The following is a 20,986-nucleotide window of genomic DNA, read 5'->3' as shown; positions in this document are numbered from 1 at the left end:
ACGGGGACCCTGGGGATTACCGCGAAGGATCGGGAGCTGTGGGCAAGAGGGGCAAGAAGAGGCACGTCGCCGAGCGGCAAAGTGCACGGAAGACCAGGCCCGCCGTGATCGGCGGGATGATCGCCGTGGTCGTCGGCGGCGCCGGTCTCGGCGTCTACGGGCTGTACGGCGGCGGAGCGGCGGCCGAGGACGGCTCCTCGACCGCCACCACGGCCGACCAGAAGCCGAAGGTGCCGACGGGCCCGGTGTCGGCGGCCCAGGTCAAGGCGATCTCCACCCAGTTCCTGACGGCCTGGCAGACGGGCAAGGTCGCCCAAGCGGCGGCAGCCACGAACGACACGACGAAAGCAGCATCGACCCTCCTCACCGGCTACACCAAGGACGCCCACATCACCGGTGTGACGATCACACCCGGAGTGGCGACGGGCGCCAAGGTCCCCTTCTCGGTCAAGGGCACGGTGACGTTCGGCGGCACGAGCAAGCCGCTGGCGTACACCGGCGCCCTGACCGTGGTCCGTCGTACGTCCGACGGGAAGCCGCTGGTCGACTGGCACGCGTCGGTGATCCACCCCGACCTGGCCGACGGCGACAAGCTGCTGACGGGGGAGGCCGGCACCCCGCCGATCAAGGCGGTGGACCGCGACGGCGGTGAGTTGACGGTCAAGAAGTACCCGTCGCTGGGCACCGTCCTGGACAGCCTGCGCGAGAAATACGGCGACAAGGCGGGCGGCAAGGCGGGCATCGAGCTTCAGGTCGTCCGGGGTACGGCGTCCAAGGCGGCGAAGTCGGCCGACAAGACCCTGCTGGAGCTGAGCAAGGGCACGCCGGGTGTGGTGAAGACGACGCTGAGCCCGTCGCTGCAGGCGGCGGCGGAGGCGCAGGTCGCGAAGAAGGCGAAGTCGTCCGTGGTCCTCATCCGTCCGTCGACGGGCGAGATCCTGGCGGTGGCGAATCAATCCCACGGCTTCAACACGGCGTTCCAGGGTTCGCTCGCGCCCGGTTCGACGATGAAGGTGATCACGTCGTCGCTGCTGATCGAGAAGGGGCTGGCGTCGGCGGACAAGGCGCACCCCTGCCCGAAGTACTCGACGTACGGCGGCTGGAAGTTCCAGAACGACGACGAGTTCGAGATCAAGGGCGGCACCTTCAAGGCGAGTTTCGCGCGGTCCTGCAACACGGCCTTCATCAGCCAGGCGAAGAAGCTCGACAACGACAGCCTGACCAAGCAGGCGCAGCAGGTGTTCGGCCTCGGCATGGACAACTGGGCGATCGGGGTCTCGACCTTCGACGGGTCGGTACCGGTGCAGTCGCAGGCGCAGATGGCGGCGTCGTTGATCGGGCAGGGCGGGGTCCGTATGAACCCGCTGAACATGGCGTCGGTGGCGGCGACGGTGGAGTCCGGGGTGTTCCGGCAGCCGTACCTGGTGTCGGCGGAGGTGGACGGCCGCACGCTGGCGACCGCCTCCCGGACGATGTCGTCGTCGACGCTGTCGCAGCTGCGGGAGCTGATGCAGTACACGGCGGCGTACGGGACGGCGGCCGAGGCGATGGTTGGGCTGGGCCCTGACTACGGGGCGAAGACGGGGTCGGCGGAGGTCGACGGCCAGGAACAGCCGAACGGTTGGTTCACGGCGTACCGGGGGGATCTGGCGGGCGCGGGTGTGGTTGTGCAGGGCGGGCACGGGGGGAGCACGGCGGGGCCGATTGTTGCGGCGCTGCTGAAGGCTGGGGGGTAGTTTTTTCGCCCGCCCACCCGCCCGTCTGGGTCCGTTTGCGGGGCGCCCTCGAAAAACGTCTGGCGTCGCCCGAGCTCTGCCGCCCACCCGCCCCCGCCGCAGCGAGTTGGAGGTAGGTCGGCACTTGCCCTTCTGACGATCTACTCCCGCCAAACATGCGCCGGCCCCTGCGCGACGCATCGCGCAGGGGCCAGATGAGAGGTTACGCGGGGCGGTCGGCCGCCTGGACGCGCGGGCCTGGACGACCAGGGAGGGGCCGAAGGCGCTGTTCGACGCGGCGGTGGGGTGCGTGACGGCTCGCGGCCGACCCGACCTGCGACGGTTACTGCGCGGGAGAACTACACGCATGCTGTTCGGTGCCGTTCTCTGATCCCGTTGAGTAGTTCGGGACGGGGACCGGGGAGGTGGACAGGTGCCAGGTGAGAATCCAGCCAGCGGTAAGAGCCACCGCGCCGCCTGCCAGGGCAATTGCGCCGCCTGTTCCAATGCCTGCGGCCGCCAAGCCCAAGCAAACCGGCCCGACGCCCTGCAGCGTCATGCTGCCGGAGCCGAGCAAGCCGAAGGCCTGACCTTGGCCATCCTGCGGCAGGGCGTCCAGAAACGGGCGTTGCAGGCCGAGACCGTAGGCGAATCCGAGGCCGCTGACCAGCAGCAGACAGGACGAGACGCCCACTCCGGGCTCGGCAGCAAAGCCGATCAGCGGCAGCCCCGCCAGCGCAACCAACGGGACTACCAGTCGCTCCCGGGCACGTGGCCGTAGCAGTCGACCCACCAGCAGGTCACCGACAAGCATGCCGACCGGCAGACAGCCCATCAGCACCGCGTACCAGCCGGGCGCGAAGTGGCGTTCTCCCACGTAGGAGACGATGAGACCTTCCGCGCCCGCTACGAACGCGGGCGGCAGCCACTGGGCCAGCATCAGTCGTCGCACCATGCGTCCGCGTAGCAGCAGGCCCGCACCCTGCAGGCTTGCACGGACGGCCCCGCCATCGCCCCCAGCGCTGCCGGGTATGTCGCCGAACTCTCCCGGCTGCAGCCGGGGCAGTCGGATACGGATAGCAAGCGCGCAGCCGAGGTAAAGGACGGCGCTGACCGCGAGCGCCCGGCGCGGGCCAAGTGCCGCGACGACCGCGCCTCCCAGCGCCAGGCCGAACAATTGCGCGCCGGCGCCAGCGATGTTGTTCAGTGAACGGCCCAGTACATAGGCGTCGCCCTCCAGCGACTGCGCGACCAGCCGACTCGACGCGCCGTGAAACACCGGTGTGGCGAGGGCGACCAGCGCCACGACACCGAGGCTTGCCGCGATCGGCATCCGCACCAGGGCGAGCACCAGGGCGGCGGCGCACGTCAAGGTGTAGCCGCCGGTGATGAGCGCGCGGGGCGGCAGTCGGTCGGCCAGTGAGCCCAGCAACAGCGAACCGAACAGCTGCGGGATGAAGCCGATGCCGAAGGCCACTGCGCTCAGCAGCGCAGAGCCGGTGGCCGAGAAGACCAGAACCGAGAACGTGGTGATCCGCAGCGCGTCCGCAGTGATCGCGACGGCGCGGGTTGAGAAGAGCAGCCGGAATCGCGGCTCGGCCAGCACCTCCCGGTAGGTGGCACGGCGGTTGCCCTGCGCGGGCTCGGCGGTTGGGGTCATGACGCGCAGCCTCGCCGTGCGCCCACGCCACTCACCAATGATTCGTCGCTGGACGAATCGGAACAATGTCCCGCGGTAGCGTGGCAGGGTGCTGCGCTTCGAAGTCTCCGTCGAGGACCTGCTGCGCAGCCGCTTCGCGCTGTCGCCCGCGCTGGACCTCTGCTTGCTGCTGCGCTCGCTCATCGGCCAGGGCCAGCCGCTGCCGCGAGCCTGGGCCGCCCGGCTCATGCCGGCCTTTGAACGGCTTCGCCGCGAGACCGAACTGGACGCCGCCCTCGCTCTGCAGGCCCCGCAATCAGGACCGAACTTCGTCGCCCCGCCTCCGCGCGGCCTCAACCAGACCTGGGCAGACGACCTGGCCATGATCCGGGCCACACCGCTGGAAGCGGCCCGCCACGAATTCGCCACCACCGCGACCGGCCCGTCCGCCCGCGATCCCCGCGTACGCGCGGTGCTGGATTCGCCGGACGCCGTCTCCAGGATCGCCGAGGCGATGGACCGGGCATGGCACGAGCTGCTCGCCGCGGACTGGCCGCAACTGCGCGCGATCTGTGAGCGCGATGTCGTGCACCGGGTGGGTGTGATCGGCGAACACGGATGGGCCACGACCATCGAGAGCCTGCACCCGGGCATCGCCTGGCGCGCCGGCGGTATCGAGGTCGGCTTCTTCCGAGGCGGAACGGTCCGCCTCGCCGGCGACGGGCTGCTGCTGATCCCTTCGGTCTTCGTCGGGCATATCGCCGCCCACCTGGAAGACCCCTGGCCCAGGACCTTGATCTATCGTGCCCGCGGCACCGCCGCCCTGTGGGGCGAACAGGAGAGCGTCCCTCGACCGGACGCGCTGACCGCTCTGATCGGCCGGTCCCGAGCCCGGCTGCTGTTGGCGCTGGACGCCCCGGCCAGTACCAGCCACCTCGCCCGAAGCCTCGCCATGACACCCGGCGCGGTAGGAGACCACCTCGCCATCCTGCGAGGCGCGGGACTGCTCGTCCGCGCCCGGTCCGGACGGTCGGTGCTCTACCGGCGCACCCCGCTCGGCGAGGCACTGGTCGCCCGTTCGGGCTGAGGGCTCGGATCAGCACAGCAGCTCTACGACCAGCAGATCGTCCGACTCCCAGGCGTCCAACGCCTGACTTCCACCTGGTCATGAAGAACGTCGTCCAGGACAGATCGCTGCCCGAATAGCCACACCCTCGCCCCGGCCGCCCTCTCTGTCGGCAAACGATCGAATGACGACAGGTTGGGCGGACGTCCAATGAACCCCAGATTTTCGGGGCCTGACGACGACTCGGATCCAATGAGATCCGATGGGGAAGAGCGTGGCCAATCTCGTCTACAAGCGGGTATCGATCGACCAGCAGTCGATCGCCCGGCAGAACCTCGTCCTGGCCGAGGCCGGGATCGAGGACCCGGTCGTCTTCGAGGAAGAGGCCGGTACCGCCAGCCGCCTCCACCCGCTCCAGCGACCAAATTTCGGCTAGCGCACTCCGGGAACACCGCTGTCCCGGGGCTCCGCGTCCCGGCACCGGTCATGGGTGCCGATCGTGCAGCGCCCGGACACGTACGGGTGTTCCGGCATCCAACTCGACTGTTCCACAGGTGAGTTCATCACTCACCCGCCCCCTTGTCGGTGTTGACCCTGGGGTGGAACAGGTTCACGTTCCACCTGCGGTCCCAGGGGTCGCTGTGGTCCCCGTCGTGTCCGTGGGGACGGACGCAGGCGCCCAACTCGCTGAGGATTGGGGCGCCGTGGAAGAGAGACGCGCGCGCCTTCCCGCGCCGGTCTGTGTTCATCGGTGTCGTCATCGAGACTCCCCGGCGTAGGCGCGGCGGTAGGCCGCCCACAGTTCCCGCCCGGTCTCGCAGCCGTCCAGCGCCTTGCCCGCGCCCTTGCAGGCGTCGGCGCACTTGCGGGTGTGCTCGTGCCACAGCCGGTAGGCGCGCAGCATGGCGTCTTCGGCGAGCTTCACGGACGCTCTGATCCTCGGGCCGGTCATCGGGACCCCACCCCGTTCAGCGCGGCGTGAATGTTGCGGGCGTCGAGGTCGAGCCCGAAGTCCGCGGCCAGCACGAGGGCGGTACGCCTGCCGAATTGGACCACGCATTCCCCGCCGTACGCGGACTCGAAGGCACCTCGGGCGTCATGTCGGCGAGAGCGGGCAGGTACGGCCGCGACAGCCGGGATGCGGAACCGTCGAGCACTCCCCGGTCAGCGCTGTACGGCGACCGACGCTGAGCGGGCACTCGTGCTACCAGGCGCGCATCATCCTTTACTTCTTTGCAGGTCACGACGGTTCGAATTGCTGTCGGCACCTTCCGGCGGGTGCCGGTGGGCGGGAACAGCCGGGTGAGCCCCCATACGGCCAGGGGCACCACAAGCCAGTGCAGCGCAGCCGCGCTACGCTCGGCCATGTTCATCAACTCCCAATCAGTTGGTGGGCCGCGCCCCCGGACCGGTCGCACGGTCGCGGGGGTCTTCGCGTCTTGGCAGCGTAAGGGAGGTGTACTACCCCCGTCTACCCTCTAGGGTAGCTATGGCAGGTACACGCTCGCCGCCTACTGTCCCGATCATGAGTATTGATCGGGAGGGGCCGGTCCCGCCGTACCGTCAGATTGCCGCGATCGTGCGCGCCCGCATCGAGGCCGGGAGCATCCCGCCCGGCCGTCGCATCCCGAGCCTTGTCGAGCTGGAAGCCGAATTCGGCGTAGCTCGCGACACCTTGCGGAAGGCCGTGAAGGTGCTGAAGGACGAGGGTCTCGTGGAGACGGTCACGGGCATGGGCGTGTACGTGGTGGACAAGCCCACCAAGGGTGGCGAGTCCGTCGACTGACGTACGGCGTCCGGCTCGCCCCGCGCAAGTGGGAGACACACCCCCTACGCCGAGTGCTCCCCACGCCCGCACATGCCACCGCCGTCGGCAGAGACGGAGACGACGTGCAGCGCAGGGAATTCTTCAAGGCGTCGGCCGTGGCCGGGCTCGCCGTAGGGCTCCCCGACCTCACCCGCTCTCTGACGGGCCGCCGGGCCGGAAGCGACTTCCCCCAGCGGCTACGGGAACGTACAGCGCGCCTGCGCCGGCTTGACGACATCCTGGGCGGCGGGGACACGTACCTGGTCTACCTCGGGGAGTACCAGGCCACGAAAGCCCTCATCCGCGAAGCCACCTACACCGAGGAGACCGGCCGGGCCCTGCTCTCCGTGCTTGCCGAGCAGGCACAGCAAGCCGGTTGGGCCGCATTCGATGGCGGCGTACACAACGACGCGACCGGCCTGTACGAGGACAGCTACCAGGCAGCCACGGACGCCGGAGACGCGGCGCTCGCGGGCAACGCGCTCGCCTTCCTCGCCTACCAGAAGGTCAACGGCGACCGTCAGGCGGGAATAGAGACCGCAGCCCGATCCTGCGAGACCGCGGGCCCTGTCGCACCGTCAGGAGTGCGCGCACTGTTGTATGAGCGGCTGGCTTGGGCGTACGCCGTCGCCGGACTCGCCGACGAGACGGAACGCGCCCTGGAGACCGCAGGCGCCGCGCTCACCGAGACCAGCGACGAGCCGCAACCCGACTGGGTCGCATGGGTCGACGAGAACGAACTACGGATCATGACCGGCCGCTGCTGGACGGAACTCCGGCGCCCGCTGCGCGCGATTCCCGCCCTGGAGAGCGCCCTGGCTCAGTACGACGACGCCCATGCACGGGACAAGAGCCTGTACCTGTCATGGCTCGCCGAGTCGTACATGACGGCCGGAGAGGTCGAGCAAGCCGCCGCCGTCACCGGCCGCGCCCTCGACCTCTGCGCCGGGGTCTCCTCCGTACGGCCTCGGCAACGGCTCGCACCGGTTCTGGGACAGCTCAGTCAGCACCAGGACATCCCAGCCGTCACCGACGTTCTTGAGAAAACCCGAGCCTGACCGCTGAACGATTCACTCGGACTCCGGCGGACCTACGATCGCGCTCACCCAACGGAGATACGCCTCCGACCCGGCCGTGATCGGCACGGCCGACACCTCCGGGTTCTTCCACGGGTGATCCCTCAACAGACGCGACTCCAACTCGGCGTACCTGTCCGTCCTGGTCTTCAGCAGGAGTTGCCACTCCTCACCAGTTCCGAACTGACCCTCATGCCAGAAGACGGAGACAACCGGGCCAACGATCTGTGCTCCGGCCGCCAGTCGGCCGGTGACCACCGACCGAGCCAGCTCCACCGCCTGCTCTCGCGTCTCCGTCGCCGTCGACACCTGCACGTACTCAGCCATACGAGCGACCATATCCCCGAGCGTCCCGCGTAACCGAGGTCATCGAAGTCGAGCGGAGCGCGGGGTGGGGCGGGTGCTCCTCAAACGCCGGAGGGGCTGGATCTTTCAGCCCGTCCGGCGTTTGAGGACGAGGCCCGTTCAGGGCCGGAGCGGGGGTCTGGGGGCGCAGCCCCCAGAAGGACGGGACGGGTAGGGGCGGCGGGGGCGAAGGAAATCAGCCCGCCACCCTCGCCCCGCCCGCCATATACGTCCGCCTCAAAAACCTCATCAGCGTCTTCGTCTCGAACTGCACCACCGACACACCCCCCGCCGAGTGGAACTCCACCACCGCCTGCACCCGCCCGCACGGCCACACCCGCACCTCCCCCGACCCCGCCGGCGCCCGCAACCCCTCCTCCAGCAACGACCGCGAGAACGTCCACTCGTGCGGACCGGGCAGGCTCATACGGACCGCACGCGGATCCGTATCCGGGTCGTAGCGCAGGACCACGGGGACCGCGTCGCGATCGTCGTCCTGGGTGTCCGTGACGATATGGGCTCGGGCGTACTGCTCGACTGCGGACATCGGACGGCCCCTTACGCTGCGTGACCTGTGCAGAAGCTGTGAATCCACTTCCTCTCCAATGTCGCACATTTTCCCGATCGCGCCTCAGATTGCTCTCTCATCGCTCTTGCAAGGAGTTCGCAACAAGCCTCTATTATCGAACGGTGCATGTGCCCGATGGATTCATCAACGCCCCCGTCTCCGTAGCGGCCGGAGTCGTCGCCGCCGGTGCCGTCGCCGTGAGCCTGCGCGGCGCCCGGCGCGAGCTGGACGAACGGACCGCGCCGCTCGCCGGTCTGGTGGCCGCGTTCATCTTCGCCGTGCAGATGCTGAACTTCCCGGTCGCGGCCGGGACCAGCGGACATCTGCTCGGCGGTGCGCTGGCCGCGATACTCGTGGGCCCCTACACAGGGGTCCTGTGCGTGTCCGTCGTGCTGCTCATGCAGGGCATCCTCTTCGCGGACGGCGGCCTGACCGCGCTCGGCGTGAACATCACGGTCATGGCCGTCGTGACGAGCGTCGTCGCCTACGCCACCTTCCGCGGACTGGTGAAGGTGCTGCCCAAGAAGCGCCGTTCGGTCACCGCCTCCGCCTTCGTCGCCGCCGCGATCTCCGTACCGGCCGCCGCGTTCGCCTTCACCCTCGTGTACGCGATCGGTGGCACGACGGACGTACCGATCGGGCGGGTCCTGACTGCCATGGTCGGCGTGCACGTGCTCATCGGGCTCGGCGAGGCCGCGATCACCGCGTTCACGGTCGGCGCCGTCATCGCCGTACGGCCGGACCTCGTCCACGGCGCCCGGGGCCTGACCCGGAAGCTCCAGCTGCGGGTCGGCGGCGAACTCGTCGACGTGGCCCCGGAACAACCGGAGCCGGCCCTCGCGCCCGTCCCCTCCCACCGCACCCGCAACGTCTGGCTCACCGGCCTCGCCGCCTCCCTCGTCCTCGCCGGTGGCGTCAGCTTCTACGCCTCCGCCAGCCCCGACGGCCTGGAGAAGGTCGCCGCCGACAAGGGCATCGACGCCAAGGTCGAGGAGCACGCCGCCGCCGACTCCCCGCTCGCCGACTACGGTGTCGAGGGCATCAGCGACGGACGGCTGTCCGGTGGCCTCGCCGGGGTGATCGGCGTCGGCGTCACGGTCGTCGCCGGAACCGGTGTCTTCTGGGCGGTGCGCAGGCGCCGTACGGATGAGGACCCCTCGGCCGCTGCCACCCCCACCGCGAGCGTCTGACATGGGTGCGGGGCACGCCCACCGGCTCTACCGGCACGCCCACTCACCTGTCCACACACTCCCGCCGCACACCAAGCTCGCCGCCGCCTTCGCCTTCGTGATCGTGGTCGTGTCCACGCCCCGGGAGGCCGTGTGGGCCTTCGCCGCGTACGCCGTGCTCCTGGCGGGCGTGGCCCGCGCCGCCCACGTACCCGCCGCCTTCCTCCTCAAGCGGCTGCTGATCGAGGTGCCATTCGTCGCCTTCGCCGTGCTCATGCCGTTCGTGGCGGAGGGCGAGCGGGTCGAGGTGCTGGGGATGTCGCTCAGCGTCAGCGGGCTGTGGGGCGCCTGGAACGTCCTCGCCAAGGGCACCCTCGGCGTCGCCACCTCCGTACTCCTCGCCTCCACCACCGAACTGCGCGCCCTCCTCCTCGGGCTCCAGCGGCTCAAGCTGCCTCCGCTGCTCGTGCAGATCGCCTCCTTCATGATCCGGTACGGCGATGTCATCGCCGACGAGATGCGGCGGATGCGGATCGCGCGGGAGTCGCGAGGGTTCGAGGCGAGCGGCGTACGGCACTGGGGGGTGCTGGCGAAGTCCGCCGGGGCGCTGTTCATCCGGTCGTACGAGCGGGGTGAGCGCGTGTATCTGGCCATGGTCAGCCGGGGGTACGCCGGGTCCATGCCCGTCATCGACGAGGTGACCGCGTCCCGGGCGCAATGGTCGTACGCCTTCGCCCTGCCGGTCGCCGCCCTCGTCGTCTGTCTGTTGGGATGGACCCTGTGACAACCTCAGCCTCACCCTCACTTGAAGTGGCCGGACTCGCCTACGCCTATCCCGACGGCCACCAGGCCCTCTTCGGCGTCGACTTCTCCGTCGGGCGCGGTGAACGGGTGGCGCTGCTCGGGCCGAACGGGGCCGGCAAGACGACCCTCGTACTGCATCTCAACGGCATCCTCACCGCGGGCGCCGGGTCGGTCACCGTGGCCGGACTGCCCGTCGGCAAGCGGCACATGGCCGAAATCCGACGCAAAGTCGGGATCGTCTTCCAGGACCCCGACGACCAGCTCTTCATGCCGACCGTCAGGGAAGACGTCGCCTTCGGGCCCGCTGCGGCAGGCATGAAGGGCGAGGAGTTGGAGGGGCGCGTCCGTACGGCCCTCGAACTCGTCGGGATGGCCGGCTTCGCCGACCGGCCGCCGCACCATCTCTCCTTCGGGCAGCGGCGCCGGGTGGCGGTGGCGACCGTGCTCGCGATGGAGCCCGAGATCCTCGTCCTCGACGAGCCGTCGTCCAACCTCGACCCCGCCTCGCGCCGCGAACTGGCCGACATCCTGCGGTCGTTGGACGTCACCGTCCTCATGGTCACGCACGATCTGCCGTACGCCCTGGAGCTGTGCCCGCGCGCGCTGATCCTCAGCGAGGGCGTCATCGCCGCCGACGGCCCCACCGGCGAACTCCTCGCCGACGACGCCCTGATGAGCGCGCACCGCCTGGAGTTGCCGTTCGGTTTCGACCCGCGCTCCGTCTCCGCCACCCGTACCTCGTGACGACGGGCGCGTGGACAATGGGCGCGTGATCGAACAAGAGGACGCGCACGACGATGTGTACGACGCCGGATCGCCGCGCCTCGACGACCAGTTGTGCTTCGCGCTGTACGCGGCCCAGCGCGCGGTGACCGCCGCCTACCGTCCGCTCCTGGACGAGCTGGGCCTCACGTACCCGCAGTACCTCGTGCTGCTGGTCCTGTGGGAGCGCGGCGAGGTGACCGTGAAGGAGCTGGGCGCCGCCCTGTGCCTCGACTACGGCACGGTCTCGCCGCTGCTCAAGCGGCTGGAGGCGGCCGATCTTGTCCGCCGGGAGCGGTCGGAGCTGGACGAGCGTTCGGTGTCGGTCCGGGTCACCGGGCGCGGCGACGAACTCCGGGAGCGCGCGGCGCACGTACCGGGCGCAATGCTCGCGGCGACGGAGCTGAGCGGGGGCGAGGTCGCGCGGCTGCGGGGCGAGCTGTGGGAGCTGGCGGAGCGGGCACAGTGGGCGGCGGACCGGGCCCGCCGCTGATGTGACCTGATGTGACCTGACCTGAGGTTACCCGCGGTTTCTACCCCCGGGTAATGAGCACTTCCCTACCAGTCGGTACCTTGTGCACGATGTAATTGATGTAGTTGTTTTTGGGGGAGGTTCCGCCGTGACCGACGAAGGTACCGCTGTCGACACCCGTCCGACGAAGATCATGTACGTCGCCGAGGCCACCGCCCACGGCGGCCGGGACGGTGACGTCACCAGCCAGGACGGCCAGATCGCGCTGAAGGTGGCGATGCCGCCGGAGCTGGGCGGCGACGGCAACGGCACCAACCCGGAGCAGCTGTTCGCGGCCGGTTACAGCTCCTGCTTCCACAACGCGCTGGTCCTGGTCGGCCGCCGCGAGGGCTTCGACCTGTCCGGCTCCACGGTCGCCGCGAAGGTCGGCATCGGCCCCAACAAGCAGCGCGGCTACGGCCTAGCGGTCGCCCTGAGCGTCTCGCTGCCGGTCCTGGACCAGGACATCGCGGCGAAGCTGGTGGACGCGGCGCACATGGTCTGCCCGTACTCGAACGCCACCCGCGACAACATCGATGTGACGATCATCCTGGGCTGATCTCCTGGGGCGAGGAATCGTCGGCGGGTGAGTGGGCGTTGCACCGGCGTGGACTTGAACGTGATGAACGTGCATGGCGTGGTGGCCGAGGGTTTCGAGCCGGTCAGGGACGCGTTCGTACGGAACTTCGCGACCGGCGGCGAGCGCGGCGCCGCCGTCACCGTGTACCGGGACGGGCACCGGGTCGTCGACCTGTGGGCCGGTACCCGCGACGTTGACGGCGACGCGCCCTGGGAGCACGGCACCGCGCAGATCGTGCGCTCGGCGACGAAGGGCGTCGCCGCCGCCGTACTCCTGATGCTGGCCCAGCGCGGCGAGCTGGATCTGGACGCTCCCGTCGGCGAGTACTGGCCCGAGTTCAAGGCGGCGGGCAAGGAGCGGACCCTCGTACGGCATCTGCTCTCGCACCGCGCGGGCGTCCCCGTGCTCGACCGGCCGCTCACGCCCGCGCAGGCCGTCGATCCCGCCCTCGGCGCGGCGGCGGTCGCCGCCCAGGCACCGGTCTGGGCGCCGGGCACGGACCACGGTTACCACGCACAGACGTACAGCTGGCTGACGGCCGAACTCGTACGGCGGGTCAGTGGCCGTCCGATCGGCGAGTGGGTCGCGACGGAGATCGCGGGCCCGGCCGGGCTCGACCTCTGGATCGGACTGCCGGAGGCGGAGGCCGAGGCGGGGCGCGTGGGCCGGGTCGGACGGGTCCCCACGCCCGAGACCCCTGAGTCGGGGGCCCTCAAGACGCGCCCCAAGCGGTCCGTCGCCGCCGCCTACGCCGACCCGGAGTCCCTCACCAGCCGCGCCTTCGCCGCGATCACCCCGCTCCCGGACGAGAACGACCCCGCGTACCGGGCCGCCGCCCTGCCCGCCTCCAACGGCATCGCCACGTCCGACGGACTCGCCCGCTTCTACGCCTCCCTGATCGGCCAAGTGGACGGCGGGACACGCCTGTTCACCCCGGAGACGGTCGAACTGGCCCGGCGCGAGGAATCCGCAGGGCCGGACCGCGTCCTGGTGATCGGCACCCGCTTCGGCCTCGGCTACATGCTCCACGGCGCCGCCTCGCCGCTCCTGTCCCCCGGCTCGTTCGGCCACCCCGGCCGCGGCGGCGCCCTCGGCTTCGCCGACCCCGAGTCGGGCATCGCCTTCGGCTACGTCACGAACGGCCTCCGCAAGAGCGTGACGGCTGATGCGCGGGCGCAGGCGTTGGTTCGGGCGGTGCGGGTGGGGCTCCAGACAGGGCTCCAGACAGGGCTGCAGGCGGGACTGTAGGGGCTCCAGGTTGCCTACCCGAGACCCAGCGAACGCGACGTCCGCCCCGACGCCTCGTCGATCTCGTCGTGCGCCTTTGTCAGCAGCTTCATCGCCAGTTCGTTGAGGGCGCGCGCCCCGGCGATCTCCTCGCCGACGCGTGGCTGGTTCTCGTCGGAACGGTGACGGCTGGCGTAGCCGTGGGCCCGTACCTCGCTCCCGTCCGCGAGCCGTACGAGCGCCGCGGCCCTCGTGCGCTGCTCGTCCTCTTCGAACTCCAGCTCGACATGCCATCCCACTGCGGTGTGCGTCATGACGATCACCTCCGGTACCGGTACCGCTGATTCCAGGGTGCTCCTGTCGGTCGCCGCACGCACGCCCGTTGTGTGACGTTCGTCGCGATGACCCTACTTACTGTGTCCTCGGGCCTCCCACCGTGCTCTGCTGAAAGCTTCCCGACACACCAAGGAGTTGTCGTGCCCCATACCTCGCGCCGCCGCCATCCCCACGGCAGCCGTTAACGGGCCACGGGCACGTACCTACCCATGCGCTGCTGTCTCTCCGCTCCCCTGGCCGCCCTGGCGGCGTTCCCCTCCCCCCGCGACCTGGCCCGTTCCGGCGCGCTCCTCACGCCCGCCGTGCTCCGCTCCGCGCTCGCCGCGCGCCGGGAGCGTCTCGCCCACCCCGACACCGTGACGGCCCTCAACTTGGAGCTGGTCACGCTCACCGAGGACCGCGCCGTCATCACGTGGTACACGGCCGTGCCCGGCACCGACGACGGCTTCGGCCACCTGGTCCCGGCGGTCACCGAGGGCGAGGTGGTGTACGGCACCCACCCCGCGCACCTCGACCGCACGGCGGCGGAGGACCACCCGACGGCCCACCACTATGTGGAGCTGACTGACCTGGAGCCGGGCCAGACGTACTACTACCGGGCCCGTTCGCGGGGCAGGGCGGCCACACCGACCCCGCTGCACCTGGTGCGCGGCAACGCGGTCGGCACCTCCCTGCACGGCCTGGGCTCGCACGGCGGCCCGTACTCCTTCACGACCCCCCAGCCGCCCCCCGGCCGCCACCTCCTCTCCATCGCGCTCTGCAACGACCTGCACCTCGGCGAGACGACGGCGGGCCTGGTGGCCGGCGTACCGATGCTGCGCGGGGTCTCGCAGCAGCCCGGCCTGGACCCGTACCCGGAGATCATGAGCCGGGCGATGGTGGAGGAGGCGCATCGACGCGGAGCGGACGTCCTACTGGCCGCCGGTGACATCTCGGCGGCGGGCGCCCCCCGGGACCTGGCCGAGGCCCGCCGCATCCTGGACGGCTTCGGCGCCCACGGACGGGACTACTTCGTCGTACGGGGCAACCACGACCGCCCGAGACACCCCGACGACGACTCGTTCCGGGACTCCTTCCGCGACGGCTTCCTGGGCGGCGCCGACGGCCTCGGCTACTTCGCGCGCGACCTGGGCGGCCTGCGCCTGATCGGCCTGGACACGTACGAGAAGAGCGGCAACGGCGGCGACGCGGGCGGCCTGAGCCCAGACCAACTGGCGTGGTTCAGAACCCAGTTGAGGTCGGACGCCGACCAGCCAACCCTCGTCTTCGGCCACCACCCCCTCACCACAAGGGACTCGGTGTTCCCGATGGGCCGCGGCCAGCGCCTGGACCGCGCCCAGGCGCGCTCGATCGTCGACGCGTACGCCTCCGCCCCGGGCGTCTTCCTGCACCACGCCGGCCACACTCACCGCAACAAGCGCACGGCCCTGACCAGCGCACCGCACGTGACCCAGCAGGAGGTCAGCGCGGTGAAGGACTACCCGGGCGGCTTCTGCCTCCTGCGCATCCACACCGGCGGCTACGCCCTCAACTACTACAAGAACAGCAGCGTCCCGGCCCGAGCGTGGGTCGAACGCAGCCGCCGTACGGCGGGCGGCCTCTGGCCCCACCACGCCTTCGGCCGCGCGGTGACCGACCGCAACAGCATGCGTCTCCACGACCTGTCCGGCGTACGTGCCTACATGCCCGTGTGACAGCCGACAACCCGGCAAAAGCAGCCCTGTTCCGCATCCGCCGTCGCACGGAGGCCGACCTGGAAGCGTGCGTACGCGTACTGGCGACGGTCCACGAGCGGAACGTGTATCCCCTCAACTGGCCGCCGGACCCGCCCACTTGGCTGACCCCGCCGTCACTCCTCGCGGCGTGGGTGGCGGAAGGGGAGGACGGCGAGGGGATAGTCGGCCACATCGTCCTGTCCCGCAGCGAGGAGGGGGACGCGGCGGCGGCCCTGTGGACCGGGGGCCCGACGGCCGTGATCAACCGCCTGTACGTGGATCCGGCGGCCCGGGGTCGCGGGATCGGCGCGGCGCTGATGACCCGGGCGATGACAGACGCCAACTCCCGTGCCCTGCACCCGGTCCTGGACGTGGCGTCGACGGACACAGCGGCGGCGGCCCTGTACGAGCGCCTGGGCTGGACGCTGCTGGCGGCGGAGGTGGAGCAGGAGTGGGGGCCGGGCCAGCGGGTGAAGGTCCGCTGCTATGCGGCACCGACACCCTCGACCCGCTCGGAACTTGATCAGGAAGGAATGCCCAGGCATCCGCCGGGGTTGACCCCCCACATGATCTCCGACTCCGACCAGCGCACGATCACCAACCCGCCCGCCCTGCACGACCCGACACCCTTCGGCTACAGCCACGTGGTGTCGGCACCCGGCGAGCCCGTGTACATCGGTGGCCAGTACGCCTCGGACGCCACCGGCGCCCCTGTCCCCGGTGACTTCGCCGCCCAGGTGGAGCTGGCCTTCGACCGGCTGCGCTCGGCACTCGAAGGGGTCGGCCTCGGCTACGAACACGTCGTCCGGCTGGGCACGTTCATCGTCGACCACGACCTCGGCAAGCTGGAGACCCTCGGCAAGGCGCTGCACGCCCGCTTCGGCGACCGGCTGCCGGCGCAGACACTGAGCGGTGTCGCCTCGCTGGCCCTGCCGGGGATGCTGTTCGAGGTGGACGCGGTGGCGATCCGCCCGTAGGGGGCCGGGGTGCCGCCACCTAACCGGCGTGCAGCATCAGCCCGATCCCGATGACCAGCAGTCCGGCGGCGGCGATACGCGACGCCCCGAACCGCTCCTTGAAGAACACGGCTCCGATGGCCGCGCCCACGAGGATCGAGGATTCCCTGAGGGCGGCGATCGGCGCCAGTTCGGCTTTGGTCTGGGCCCACAGGACCAGCCCGTACGCCGCCACGGACAACGCGGCGCCGAGCAGCCCGACCCCGGCGAACGGCCGTACCTTCGCGAGGAATTGCCCCCGCCAGCGGTAAAGGGCATAGCCGGGGATGGCGATGCCCTCAAGAGCCATCAGCCAGGCGATATAGCCGAGCGCGGACCCCGACGCCCGTACCCCCAACCCGTCGACGACGGTGTACGCGGCGATGGACAGCCCGGTCGCCAACGCGGCGCCGATCGCTGCCCAGTTGGGCCGCCGGCCGCGCAGCCCCCACAGCGCGACCCCGGTAAGTCCCGTGCAGGACAAGGCGATTCCGGCGGCAGCCCAGCCGTCGGGCACCTCGTGCGCGAACACGGCGGCGAGCAGGGTGACGACGAGGGGCGCGGTACCGCGCGCGATCGGATACGCCTGCCCGAAGTCACCGAGCCGGAACGACCGCATGAGCAGCACGAAGTAGACGAGGTGGACGACGGCCGAGACGACGAGATACGGCCACGCGCCGGCAGCGGGAAGAGGAACGAACGGCACGGCGACCAGCCCGATCACCATCCCGCCCCCGGCGATGAGCGTGAACCCGACCAGCTTGTCGGTGATGCGGTGCGCGAGCGCGTTCCAGGAGGCGTGGGTGACGGCGGCGAGCAGTACGGCGGCGGTGACGGTCGGGGTCACGAAGCCGCCGACTCCCGCACATCGACGAGGGTGGCTCCGGCGTGGGCGATCAGTGCCTTCGGTTCCATGGGGAACACGGTGTACGGGGTACCGGCGGCGGCCCAGACGAGGTCGTGCTCCAGCAGCGAACGGTCGGCGAGCACAGGTGTCCTGGTCCGGTGCCCGAAGGGCGGTACGCCCCCGATGGCGTACCCGGTGGTCTCCCGTACGACGTCCACCTTGGCGCGGGTGACCTTCGCGGCGCCGAGTTCGCGCCGGACGAGCTCGACGTCGACACGGGAGGCCCCGTCCATGAGGACGAGCACCGGGACCCCGTCGGCGGAGAAGATCAGCGACTTGCAGATCTGGCTCAACTGACACCCGATCGCGGCAGCGGCCTCGACAGCGGTACGCGTCTCGTCGGGGAACCGCCGGATACGGGAGGTGAGTTCACCGAGCCCCAGTTGTTCGAGGGCCTCGGCGAAACGGGGGGACGTGGTCATGCCCGGCACGTTAGCGGGCGGGCAGACGCGTCGCGAACCAATTCCGGTCAGCCGTACGCCCAGGTCATGAAAGAAGCCGGTGAGGGCTCCCCGTCCCCACGGGGCCCTCACCGGCCGGCTTTTCTCGGGCTCGGTACGTCAGGAGACGCGGTGCGTCAGGCTCGTACCAGCTCCCTGTCCTCGTCCTTCGGGCGGTTGTCGTCGTCCAGGGTGCGCAGGCCCTCGCCCTCCACGTCGACGTTCGGCAGGGCGCGGTCCAGCCACTTCGGGAGCCACCAGGCCTTCTTGCCCAGCAGGGCCAGTACCGCCGGGACGATCGCCATGCGGACCACGAACGCGTCGAAGAAGACCGCGATCGCCAGGCCGAAGCCGAAGAGCTTGATCATCGACTCGCTGGAGCTGATGAAGCCGCCGAAGACGGCCATCATGATGATCGCGGCGGCGGCCACGACCCGGGCGCTGTGCCTGAAGCCGGTGACCACGGCCTCGGACGGCGACTCGCCGTGGACGTACGCCTCCCGCATCCGGGTCACGAGGAACACCTCGTAGTCCATCGCGAGACCGAAGACCACGCCGACCATGAAGATCGGCACCATCGACATGATCGGGCCGGTCTCCTCGACGCCGAGCAGGCCGCCCAGCCAGCCCCACTGGAAGACCGCGACCACGGCACCGAGCGCGGCGAGGACGCTGAGCAGGAAGCCCAGGGCCGCCTTGAGCGGGACCAGGATGGAGCGGAAGACCAGGATCAGGAGCAGGAAGGCGAGGCCGACCACCAGGCCCAGATACGGGATCAGGGCGTCGTTGAGCTTCTGCGAGAAGTCGATGTTCATCGCGGTGGTGCCGGTGACCAGCACCGTCGCACCCGTGTCGGCCCTGACGTCGGCGGCCTGGTCACGGATCGCGTGCACCAGCTCCTCGGTCTGCACCGAGGACGGCTTGGAGTCCGGGATCACGGTGATCGTCGCGGTGTCGCCGGCCTTGTTGAACGCGGCCGGGCTGACCGTGACGACATCCTTGAGCCCCTTGATCCCGTCGGCCACCGTGCCGGCCGCGGCCTGCGGGTCGTCGCTGTCCGTGGCGTCGACGACGATCATCAGCGGACCGTTGAAGCCGGGCCCGAAGCCCTCCGAGAGCAGGTCGTACGCCCGGCGCTGTGTCGTGGACGTGGGCTGCGAGCTGTCGTCGGGCAGGCCCAGCTCCAGCTGGGTGACCGGGAGCGCGATCGTACCCAGACCGACCACACCGAACAGCAGTACGGCGACGGGCCGCCGGATGACGAAACGCGCCCAGCGGGTGCCCAGGTTGGCCCTGGCCGGCGTCGCGGACGGGTCGCCCGTGCCGTCTCCCTTGGCCTCGGCGAGCTGCTCGCCCTTCTTCCGCCTGCTCTTCTTGTGGCCCGTCGGCGTGACCTTGCGGCCCGCGTATCCGAGCAGCGCCGGGACCATCGTCAGCGCGATGAGGACGGCGACCACGACCGTGCCCGAGGCCGCGAGGCCCATCTTGGTCAGCACCGGGACGTTGACGACCGCGAGGCCCGCCAGGGCGATCACGACCGTGAGGCCCGCGAAGACCACCGCCGAACCGGCGGTGCCGGTGGCGCGGCCGGCCGCTTCCTCGCGGTCGCGGCCCTCGGCCAGTTCGCTCCGGTAACGGGAGGCGATGAACAGCGCGTAGTCGATGCCGACCGCGAGGCCGATCATCAGCGCGAGTGTGGACGTGGTGTCGCCGAGGTCGAGCGCGTTGGCGAGGGCGGAGATGGTGGCGCCGGCTATGCCGACGCCGATGACCGCCGTCAGCAGCGGCAGTCCGGCCGCGACCAGCGAGCCCAGGGTGATGACGAGGACGACCGCGGCGATGGCGATGCCGATGACCTCGCCGATCGCCCCCGGCTCGGACGCGGCCTGCAGCGCGTCACCCCCGAGATCGACGGTCAGCCCGGTGGCCCGGGCCTCGTCGCCGGCCTTCTCCAGGGCGTCCTTGGTCGAGTCCGCCAGCTCCATGCCGGGAAGGTCGTACTTCACCGAGGTGTAGGCGACCGACCCGTCCTTGCTGACGGCGTTCGTCGTGAACGGGTCGGTGACGGAGACGACCTCGGAGCCGTCGGCCAGTTGCTTGACGGTCTTCGCGACGGTCGCCCTGTTGTCGGCGTCCGTCATCTTCTCGCCCTCGGGCGCCTTGAAGACCATGCGCCCGGTCGCTCCGTCGGCGCTGGCGCCGGGGAAACGCTGTTCCAGCAGGTCGAAGGCCTTCTGGGCCTCCGTACCCGGAATGGAGAAGGAGGTGGTGCCCGCAGCGGGCGCGCTGGCCGCGCCGACTCCCGCGAGCGTCAGCAGCGCCACCCAGAAGAGGGCGACGAAATGCCGTCGCCTGAAGGCGAGCCGGCCGAGTTTATAGAGGAACGTGGCCACTGGGGCGTACTCCCGGTCAGGTCGTGGAGGTACAAATGGGCAGGGTTGATCGGCCTGTTGGGGACAGAGGTGATCAGCCCGACGACGTGAGCGGTCGCGTCAGGTGCAAGTGGGGTTGTCTACAAGGCCGTACGAGGTTCGTACGGGAGTTGGGCGAGGGTTGGGCGAGGGCCTACCGAACCGGCACACCGAGGGCGGGGAGCACCACGGCGTCGATGTAGTCACGCAAGTAGGCCTGCGTCGGGGGCAGTTCGTCGATGAGCGTGCGCGCCGCGAAGCCGCCGATCATCATGTGCAGCACATAGCCGGTCGCCGGGTTGTCCGCACGGACCTCACCCCGGTCGATGGCACGTTGGAGCACCTTGTGGAACTCGGCCATCTCCGGCTCGATGAGCAGCTCCCGGAACGCCTGGAGGAGATCCGGGTTCCCGTGGACCGCCATGCCCAGGGCCCGCATCAGCGCGGAGTTCTGTTCCATGACACAGTCGTCCTCGCGGCCCAGCAGGGCGTGGAAGTCGCCGCGCAGGGACCCGGTGTCGACGTCGGCGGCGACGCCACCAGGTTTGAAGTGCCGCATCGCCCTGGCGACCAGTTCGGCCTTGCCGCCCCACTGGCGGTAGAGCGTGGCCTTGCTGGACTTCGTACGGGCGGCGACGGCGTCCATGGTGAGCGCCTCGTAGCCGACTTCCCGGAGCAGGTCGAGCGTGGCGCCGTACAACTCGGCCTCCCGCTCGGGCGTGATCCGACTACGACGCGCCGTTGCGACCTCGGTCATGCCACTCACCCTTCCGGTTCCAGTACGGACGACACCGTTTCGTACAGCTCCGCCGTACGTCAATGAGCATAGCCTGAGAACGACAGAAACGAAACTGTTTCGTACGTGCCCTGCACATGTCCTGCAGGTGATTTCAGAAGTTGCTGGGGCCCGTTT

Annotated in this window: 23 protein-coding genes and 1 pseudogene; 14 read left to right on the top strand and 10 right to left on the bottom strand. The window is 70.1% G+C overall.

The window, feature by feature from the left end; genetic code table 11:
* The first annotated feature begins 116 nt into the window (after positions 1-116).
* Positions 117-1,736 (top strand): penicillin-binding transpeptidase domain-containing protein, encoded by a 1,620-nt coding sequence (locus LUX31_RS27400; RefSeq protein WP_443046076.1) that lies wholly within the window; start codon positions 117-119, stop codon positions 1,734-1,736.
* 322 nt (positions 1,737-2,058) lie between these two features.
* Here the strand turns inward: LUX31_RS27400 and LUX31_RS27395 are convergent, their stop codons facing one another.
* A complete protein-coding gene (locus LUX31_RS27395) occupies positions 2,059-3,375 on the bottom strand; it encodes an MFS transporter (protein WP_235477980.1) in 1,317 nt (438 codons plus the stop codon).
* Between the two features lie 88 nt (positions 3,376-3,463).
* On the opposite strand from LUX31_RS27395, the gene LUX31_RS27390 reads away from it, so the two are divergent.
* Together LUX31_RS27390 and LUX31_RS27385 are read left to right on the top strand one after the other, a co-directional pair.
* Complete coding sequence (locus LUX31_RS27390) at positions 3,464-4,441, top strand: winged helix-turn-helix domain-containing protein (RefSeq protein ID WP_235477979.1); 978 nt, start codon at positions 3,464-3,466, stop codon at positions 4,439-4,441.
* Between the two features lie 241 nt (positions 4,442-4,682).
* Positions 4,683-4,856 carry a hypothetical protein gene (locus LUX31_RS27385; protein WP_235477978.1) on the top strand — a complete coding sequence of 58 codons (174 nt, stop codon included), beginning with the start codon at positions 4,683-4,685 and terminating at the stop codon, positions 4,854-4,856.
* A 127-nt stretch (positions 4,857-4,983) separates the two neighbouring features.
* Here the strand turns inward: LUX31_RS27385 and LUX31_RS27380 are convergent, their stop codons facing one another.
* Positions 4,984-5,181, bottom strand: coding sequence for a hypothetical protein (locus LUX31_RS27380; RefSeq protein WP_235477977.1), 198 nt, complete (start codon positions 5,179-5,181; stop codon positions 4,984-4,986).
* The gene (locus LUX31_RS27375) at positions 5,178-5,345 is read right to left on the bottom strand and encodes a hypothetical protein (RefSeq protein WP_235477975.1); all 168 of its coding nucleotides are present in this window, start codon (positions 5,343-5,345) and stop codon (positions 5,178-5,180) included. The genes LUX31_RS27380 and LUX31_RS27375 overlap by 4 nt, the downstream gene beginning before the upstream one ends.
* A gap of 600 nt (positions 5,346-5,945) precedes the next feature.
* Between LUX31_RS27375 and LUX31_RS27370 the strand changes: the two genes are divergently transcribed.
* Entirely contained in the window at positions 5,946-6,206 is a 261-nt protein-coding gene (locus tag LUX31_RS27370; protein WP_235477973.1) for a GntR family transcriptional regulator, read from the top strand.
* 104 nt (positions 6,207-6,310) lie between these two features.
* Positions 6,311-7,285 (top strand): XRE family transcriptional regulator, encoded by a 975-nt coding sequence (locus tag LUX31_RS27365; protein WP_235477971.1) that lies wholly within the window; start codon positions 6,311-6,313, stop codon positions 7,283-7,285.
* 12 nt (positions 7,286-7,297) lie between these two features.
* Here LUX31_RS27365 and cutA read toward each other — a convergent pair whose 3' ends face one another.
* On the bottom strand, positions 7,298-7,630 hold the full coding sequence (gene cutA / locus LUX31_RS27360) for a divalent-cation tolerance protein CutA (protein WP_235477970.1): 333 nt from the start codon (positions 7,628-7,630) through the stop codon (positions 7,298-7,300).
* A gap of 214 nt (positions 7,631-7,844) precedes the next feature.
* On the bottom strand, positions 7,845-8,195 hold the full coding sequence (locus LUX31_RS27355) for an SsgA family sporulation/cell division regulator (RefSeq protein WP_235477968.1): 351 nt from the start codon (positions 8,193-8,195) through the stop codon (positions 7,845-7,847).
* A 143-nt stretch (positions 8,196-8,338) separates the two neighbouring features.
* Here LUX31_RS27355 and LUX31_RS27350 point away from each other — a divergent pair, with 143 nt between their 5' ends.
* The 6 genes from LUX31_RS27350 to LUX31_RS27325 all read left to right on the top strand — a co-directional run bounded on the left by LUX31_RS27350 (position 8,339) and on the right by LUX31_RS27325 (position 13,290).
* Positions 8,339-9,406, top strand: a complete 1,068-nt coding sequence (locus LUX31_RS27350; RefSeq protein WP_235477967.1) for an energy-coupling factor ABC transporter permease — start codon at positions 8,339-8,341, stop codon at positions 9,404-9,406.
* 1 nt (position 9,407) lies between these two features.
* Positions 9,408-10,169 (top strand): cobalt ECF transporter T component CbiQ, encoded by a 762-nt coding sequence (gene cbiQ / locus LUX31_RS27345; RefSeq protein ID WP_235477965.1) that lies wholly within the window; start codon positions 9,408-9,410, stop codon positions 10,167-10,169.
* A complete protein-coding gene (locus LUX31_RS27340; RefSeq protein WP_235477963.1) occupies positions 10,157-10,933 on the top strand; it encodes an energy-coupling factor ABC transporter ATP-binding protein in 777 nt (258 codons plus the stop codon). The genes cbiQ and LUX31_RS27340 overlap by 13 nt, the downstream gene beginning before the upstream one ends.
* A gap of 25 nt (positions 10,934-10,958) precedes the next feature.
* Positions 10,959-11,444, top strand: a complete 486-nt coding sequence (locus LUX31_RS27335) for a MarR family winged helix-turn-helix transcriptional regulator (RefSeq protein WP_235477961.1) — start codon at positions 10,959-10,961, stop codon at positions 11,442-11,444.
* Positions 11,445-11,616: 172 nt separating this feature from the next.
* Positions 11,617-12,021 carry an organic hydroperoxide resistance protein gene (locus LUX31_RS27330; protein WP_235480076.1) on the top strand — a complete coding sequence of 135 codons (405 nt, stop codon included), beginning with the start codon at positions 11,617-11,619 and terminating at the stop codon, positions 12,019-12,021.
* Positions 12,022-12,084: 63 nt separating this feature from the next.
* On the top strand, positions 12,085-13,290 hold the full coding sequence (locus LUX31_RS27325; protein WP_235480075.1) for a serine hydrolase domain-containing protein: 1,206 nt from the start codon (positions 12,085-12,087) through the stop codon (positions 13,288-13,290).
* A 14-nt stretch (positions 13,291-13,304) separates the two neighbouring features.
* On the opposite strand, the gene LUX31_RS27320 is transcribed toward LUX31_RS27325, so the two are convergent.
* The gene (locus LUX31_RS27320; protein WP_235477959.1) at positions 13,305-13,583 is read right to left on the bottom strand and encodes a DUF1876 domain-containing protein; all 279 of its coding nucleotides are present in this window, start codon (positions 13,581-13,583) and stop codon (positions 13,305-13,307) included.
* Positions 13,584-13,814: 231 nt separating this feature from the next.
* Here LUX31_RS27320 and LUX31_RS27315 point away from each other — a divergent pair, with 231 nt between their 5' ends.
* From LUX31_RS27315 to LUX31_RS27305, 3 genes and pseudogenes are all read left to right on the top strand, one after another.
* Positions 13,815-15,299, top strand: a complete 1,485-nt coding sequence (locus LUX31_RS27315) for a purple acid phosphatase family protein (RefSeq protein ID WP_235477957.1) — start codon at positions 13,815-13,817, stop codon at positions 15,297-15,299.
* Positions 15,296-15,763: pseudogene (locus tag LUX31_RS27310) on the top strand (GNAT family N-acetyltransferase); the annotation flags it as partial. The gene LUX31_RS27315 and the pseudogene LUX31_RS27310, both read left to right, overlap by 4 nt.
* Before the next feature lie 123 nt (positions 15,764-15,886).
* The gene (locus LUX31_RS27305; protein ID WP_235480074.1) at positions 15,887-16,297 is read left to right on the top strand and encodes a RidA family protein; all 411 of its coding nucleotides are present in this window, start codon (positions 15,887-15,889) and stop codon (positions 16,295-16,297) included.
* Positions 16,298-16,316: 19 nt separating this feature from the next.
* On the opposite strand, the gene LUX31_RS27300 is transcribed toward LUX31_RS27305, so the two are convergent.
* The 4 genes from LUX31_RS27300 to LUX31_RS27285 all read right to left on the bottom strand — a co-directional run bounded on the left by LUX31_RS27300 (position 16,317) and on the right by LUX31_RS27285 (position 20,830).
* Complete coding sequence (locus LUX31_RS27300) at positions 16,317-17,162, bottom strand: DMT family transporter (protein ID WP_235477956.1); 846 nt, start codon at positions 17,160-17,162, stop codon at positions 16,317-16,319.
* Positions 17,159-17,644, bottom strand: coding sequence for a YbaK/EbsC family protein (locus tag LUX31_RS27295; RefSeq protein ID WP_235477950.1), 486 nt, complete (start codon positions 17,642-17,644; stop codon positions 17,159-17,161). Before LUX31_RS27295 ends, LUX31_RS27300 begins: the two co-directional genes overlap by 4 nt.
* A 155-nt stretch (positions 17,645-17,799) precedes the next feature.
* Positions 17,800-20,055: an MMPL family transporter gene (locus LUX31_RS27290; protein ID WP_235477946.1), complete on the bottom strand. Its 2,256-nt coding sequence runs from the start codon at positions 20,053-20,055 to the stop codon at positions 17,800-17,802.
* 172 nt (positions 20,056-20,227) lie between these two features.
* Positions 20,228-20,830, bottom strand: a complete 603-nt coding sequence (locus LUX31_RS27285; protein WP_235477945.1) for a TetR/AcrR family transcriptional regulator — start codon at positions 20,828-20,830, stop codon at positions 20,228-20,230.
* Between the last annotated feature and the right edge of the window lie 156 nt (positions 20,831-20,986).

The sequence above is a fragment of the Streptomyces sp. GQFP genome (assembly GCF_021545335.1).
Taxonomy (GTDB): domain Bacteria; phylum Actinomycetota; class Actinomycetes; order Streptomycetales; family Streptomycetaceae; genus Streptomyces.
This window is presented reverse-complemented; position numbering and strand designations above follow the sequence as displayed.

Coding starts and splice junctions, on each gene's coding strand:
- LUX31_RS27400 (WP_443046076.1), top strand. CDS start 117: ATGATCGCCGTGGTCGTCGGCGGCGCCGGTCTCGGCGTCTACGGGCTG.
- LUX31_RS27395 (WP_235477980.1), bottom strand. CDS start 3,375: ATGACCCCAACCGCCGAGCCCGCGCAGGGCAACCGCCGTGCCACCTAC.
- LUX31_RS27385 (WP_235477978.1), top strand. CDS start 4,683: ATGGGGAAGAGCGTGGCCAATCTCGTCTACAAGCGGGTATCGATCGAC.
- LUX31_RS27380 (WP_235477977.1), bottom strand. CDS start 5,181: ATGACGACACCGATGAACACAGACCGGCGCGGGAAGGCGCGCGCGTCT.
- LUX31_RS27370 (WP_235477973.1), top strand. CDS start 5,946: ATGAGTATTGATCGGGAGGGGCCGGTCCCGCCGTACCGTCAGATTGCC.
- cutA (WP_235477970.1), bottom strand. CDS start 7,630: ATGGCTGAGTACGTGCAGGTGTCGACGGCGACGGAGACGCGAGAGCAG.
- LUX31_RS27355 (WP_235477968.1), bottom strand. CDS start 8,195: ATGTCCGCAGTCGAGCAGTACGCCCGAGCCCATATCGTCACGGACACC.
- cbiQ (WP_235477965.1), top strand. CDS start 9,408: ATGGGTGCGGGGCACGCCCACCGGCTCTACCGGCACGCCCACTCACCT.
- LUX31_RS27340 (WP_235477963.1), top strand. CDS start 10,157: ATGGACCCTGTGACAACCTCAGCCTCACCCTCACTTGAAGTGGCCGGA.
- LUX31_RS27330 (WP_235480076.1), top strand. CDS start 11,617: ATGTACGTCGCCGAGGCCACCGCCCACGGCGGCCGGGACGGTGACGTC.
- LUX31_RS27325 (WP_235480075.1), top strand. CDS start 12,085: ATGAACGTGCATGGCGTGGTGGCCGAGGGTTTCGAGCCGGTCAGGGAC.
- LUX31_RS27320 (WP_235477959.1), bottom strand. CDS start 13,583: ATGACGCACACCGCAGTGGGATGGCATGTCGAGCTGGAGTTCGAAGAG.
- LUX31_RS27315 (WP_235477957.1), top strand. CDS start 13,815: ATGCGCTGCTGTCTCTCCGCTCCCCTGGCCGCCCTGGCGGCGTTCCCC.
- LUX31_RS27305 (WP_235480074.1), top strand. CDS start 15,887: ATGATCTCCGACTCCGACCAGCGCACGATCACCAACCCGCCCGCCCTG.
- LUX31_RS27295 (WP_235477950.1), bottom strand. CDS start 17,644: ATGACCACGTCCCCCCGTTTCGCCGAGGCCCTCGAACAACTGGGGCTC.
- LUX31_RS27285 (WP_235477945.1), bottom strand. CDS start 20,830: ATGACCGAGGTCGCAACGGCGCGTCGTAGTCGGATCACGCCCGAGCGG.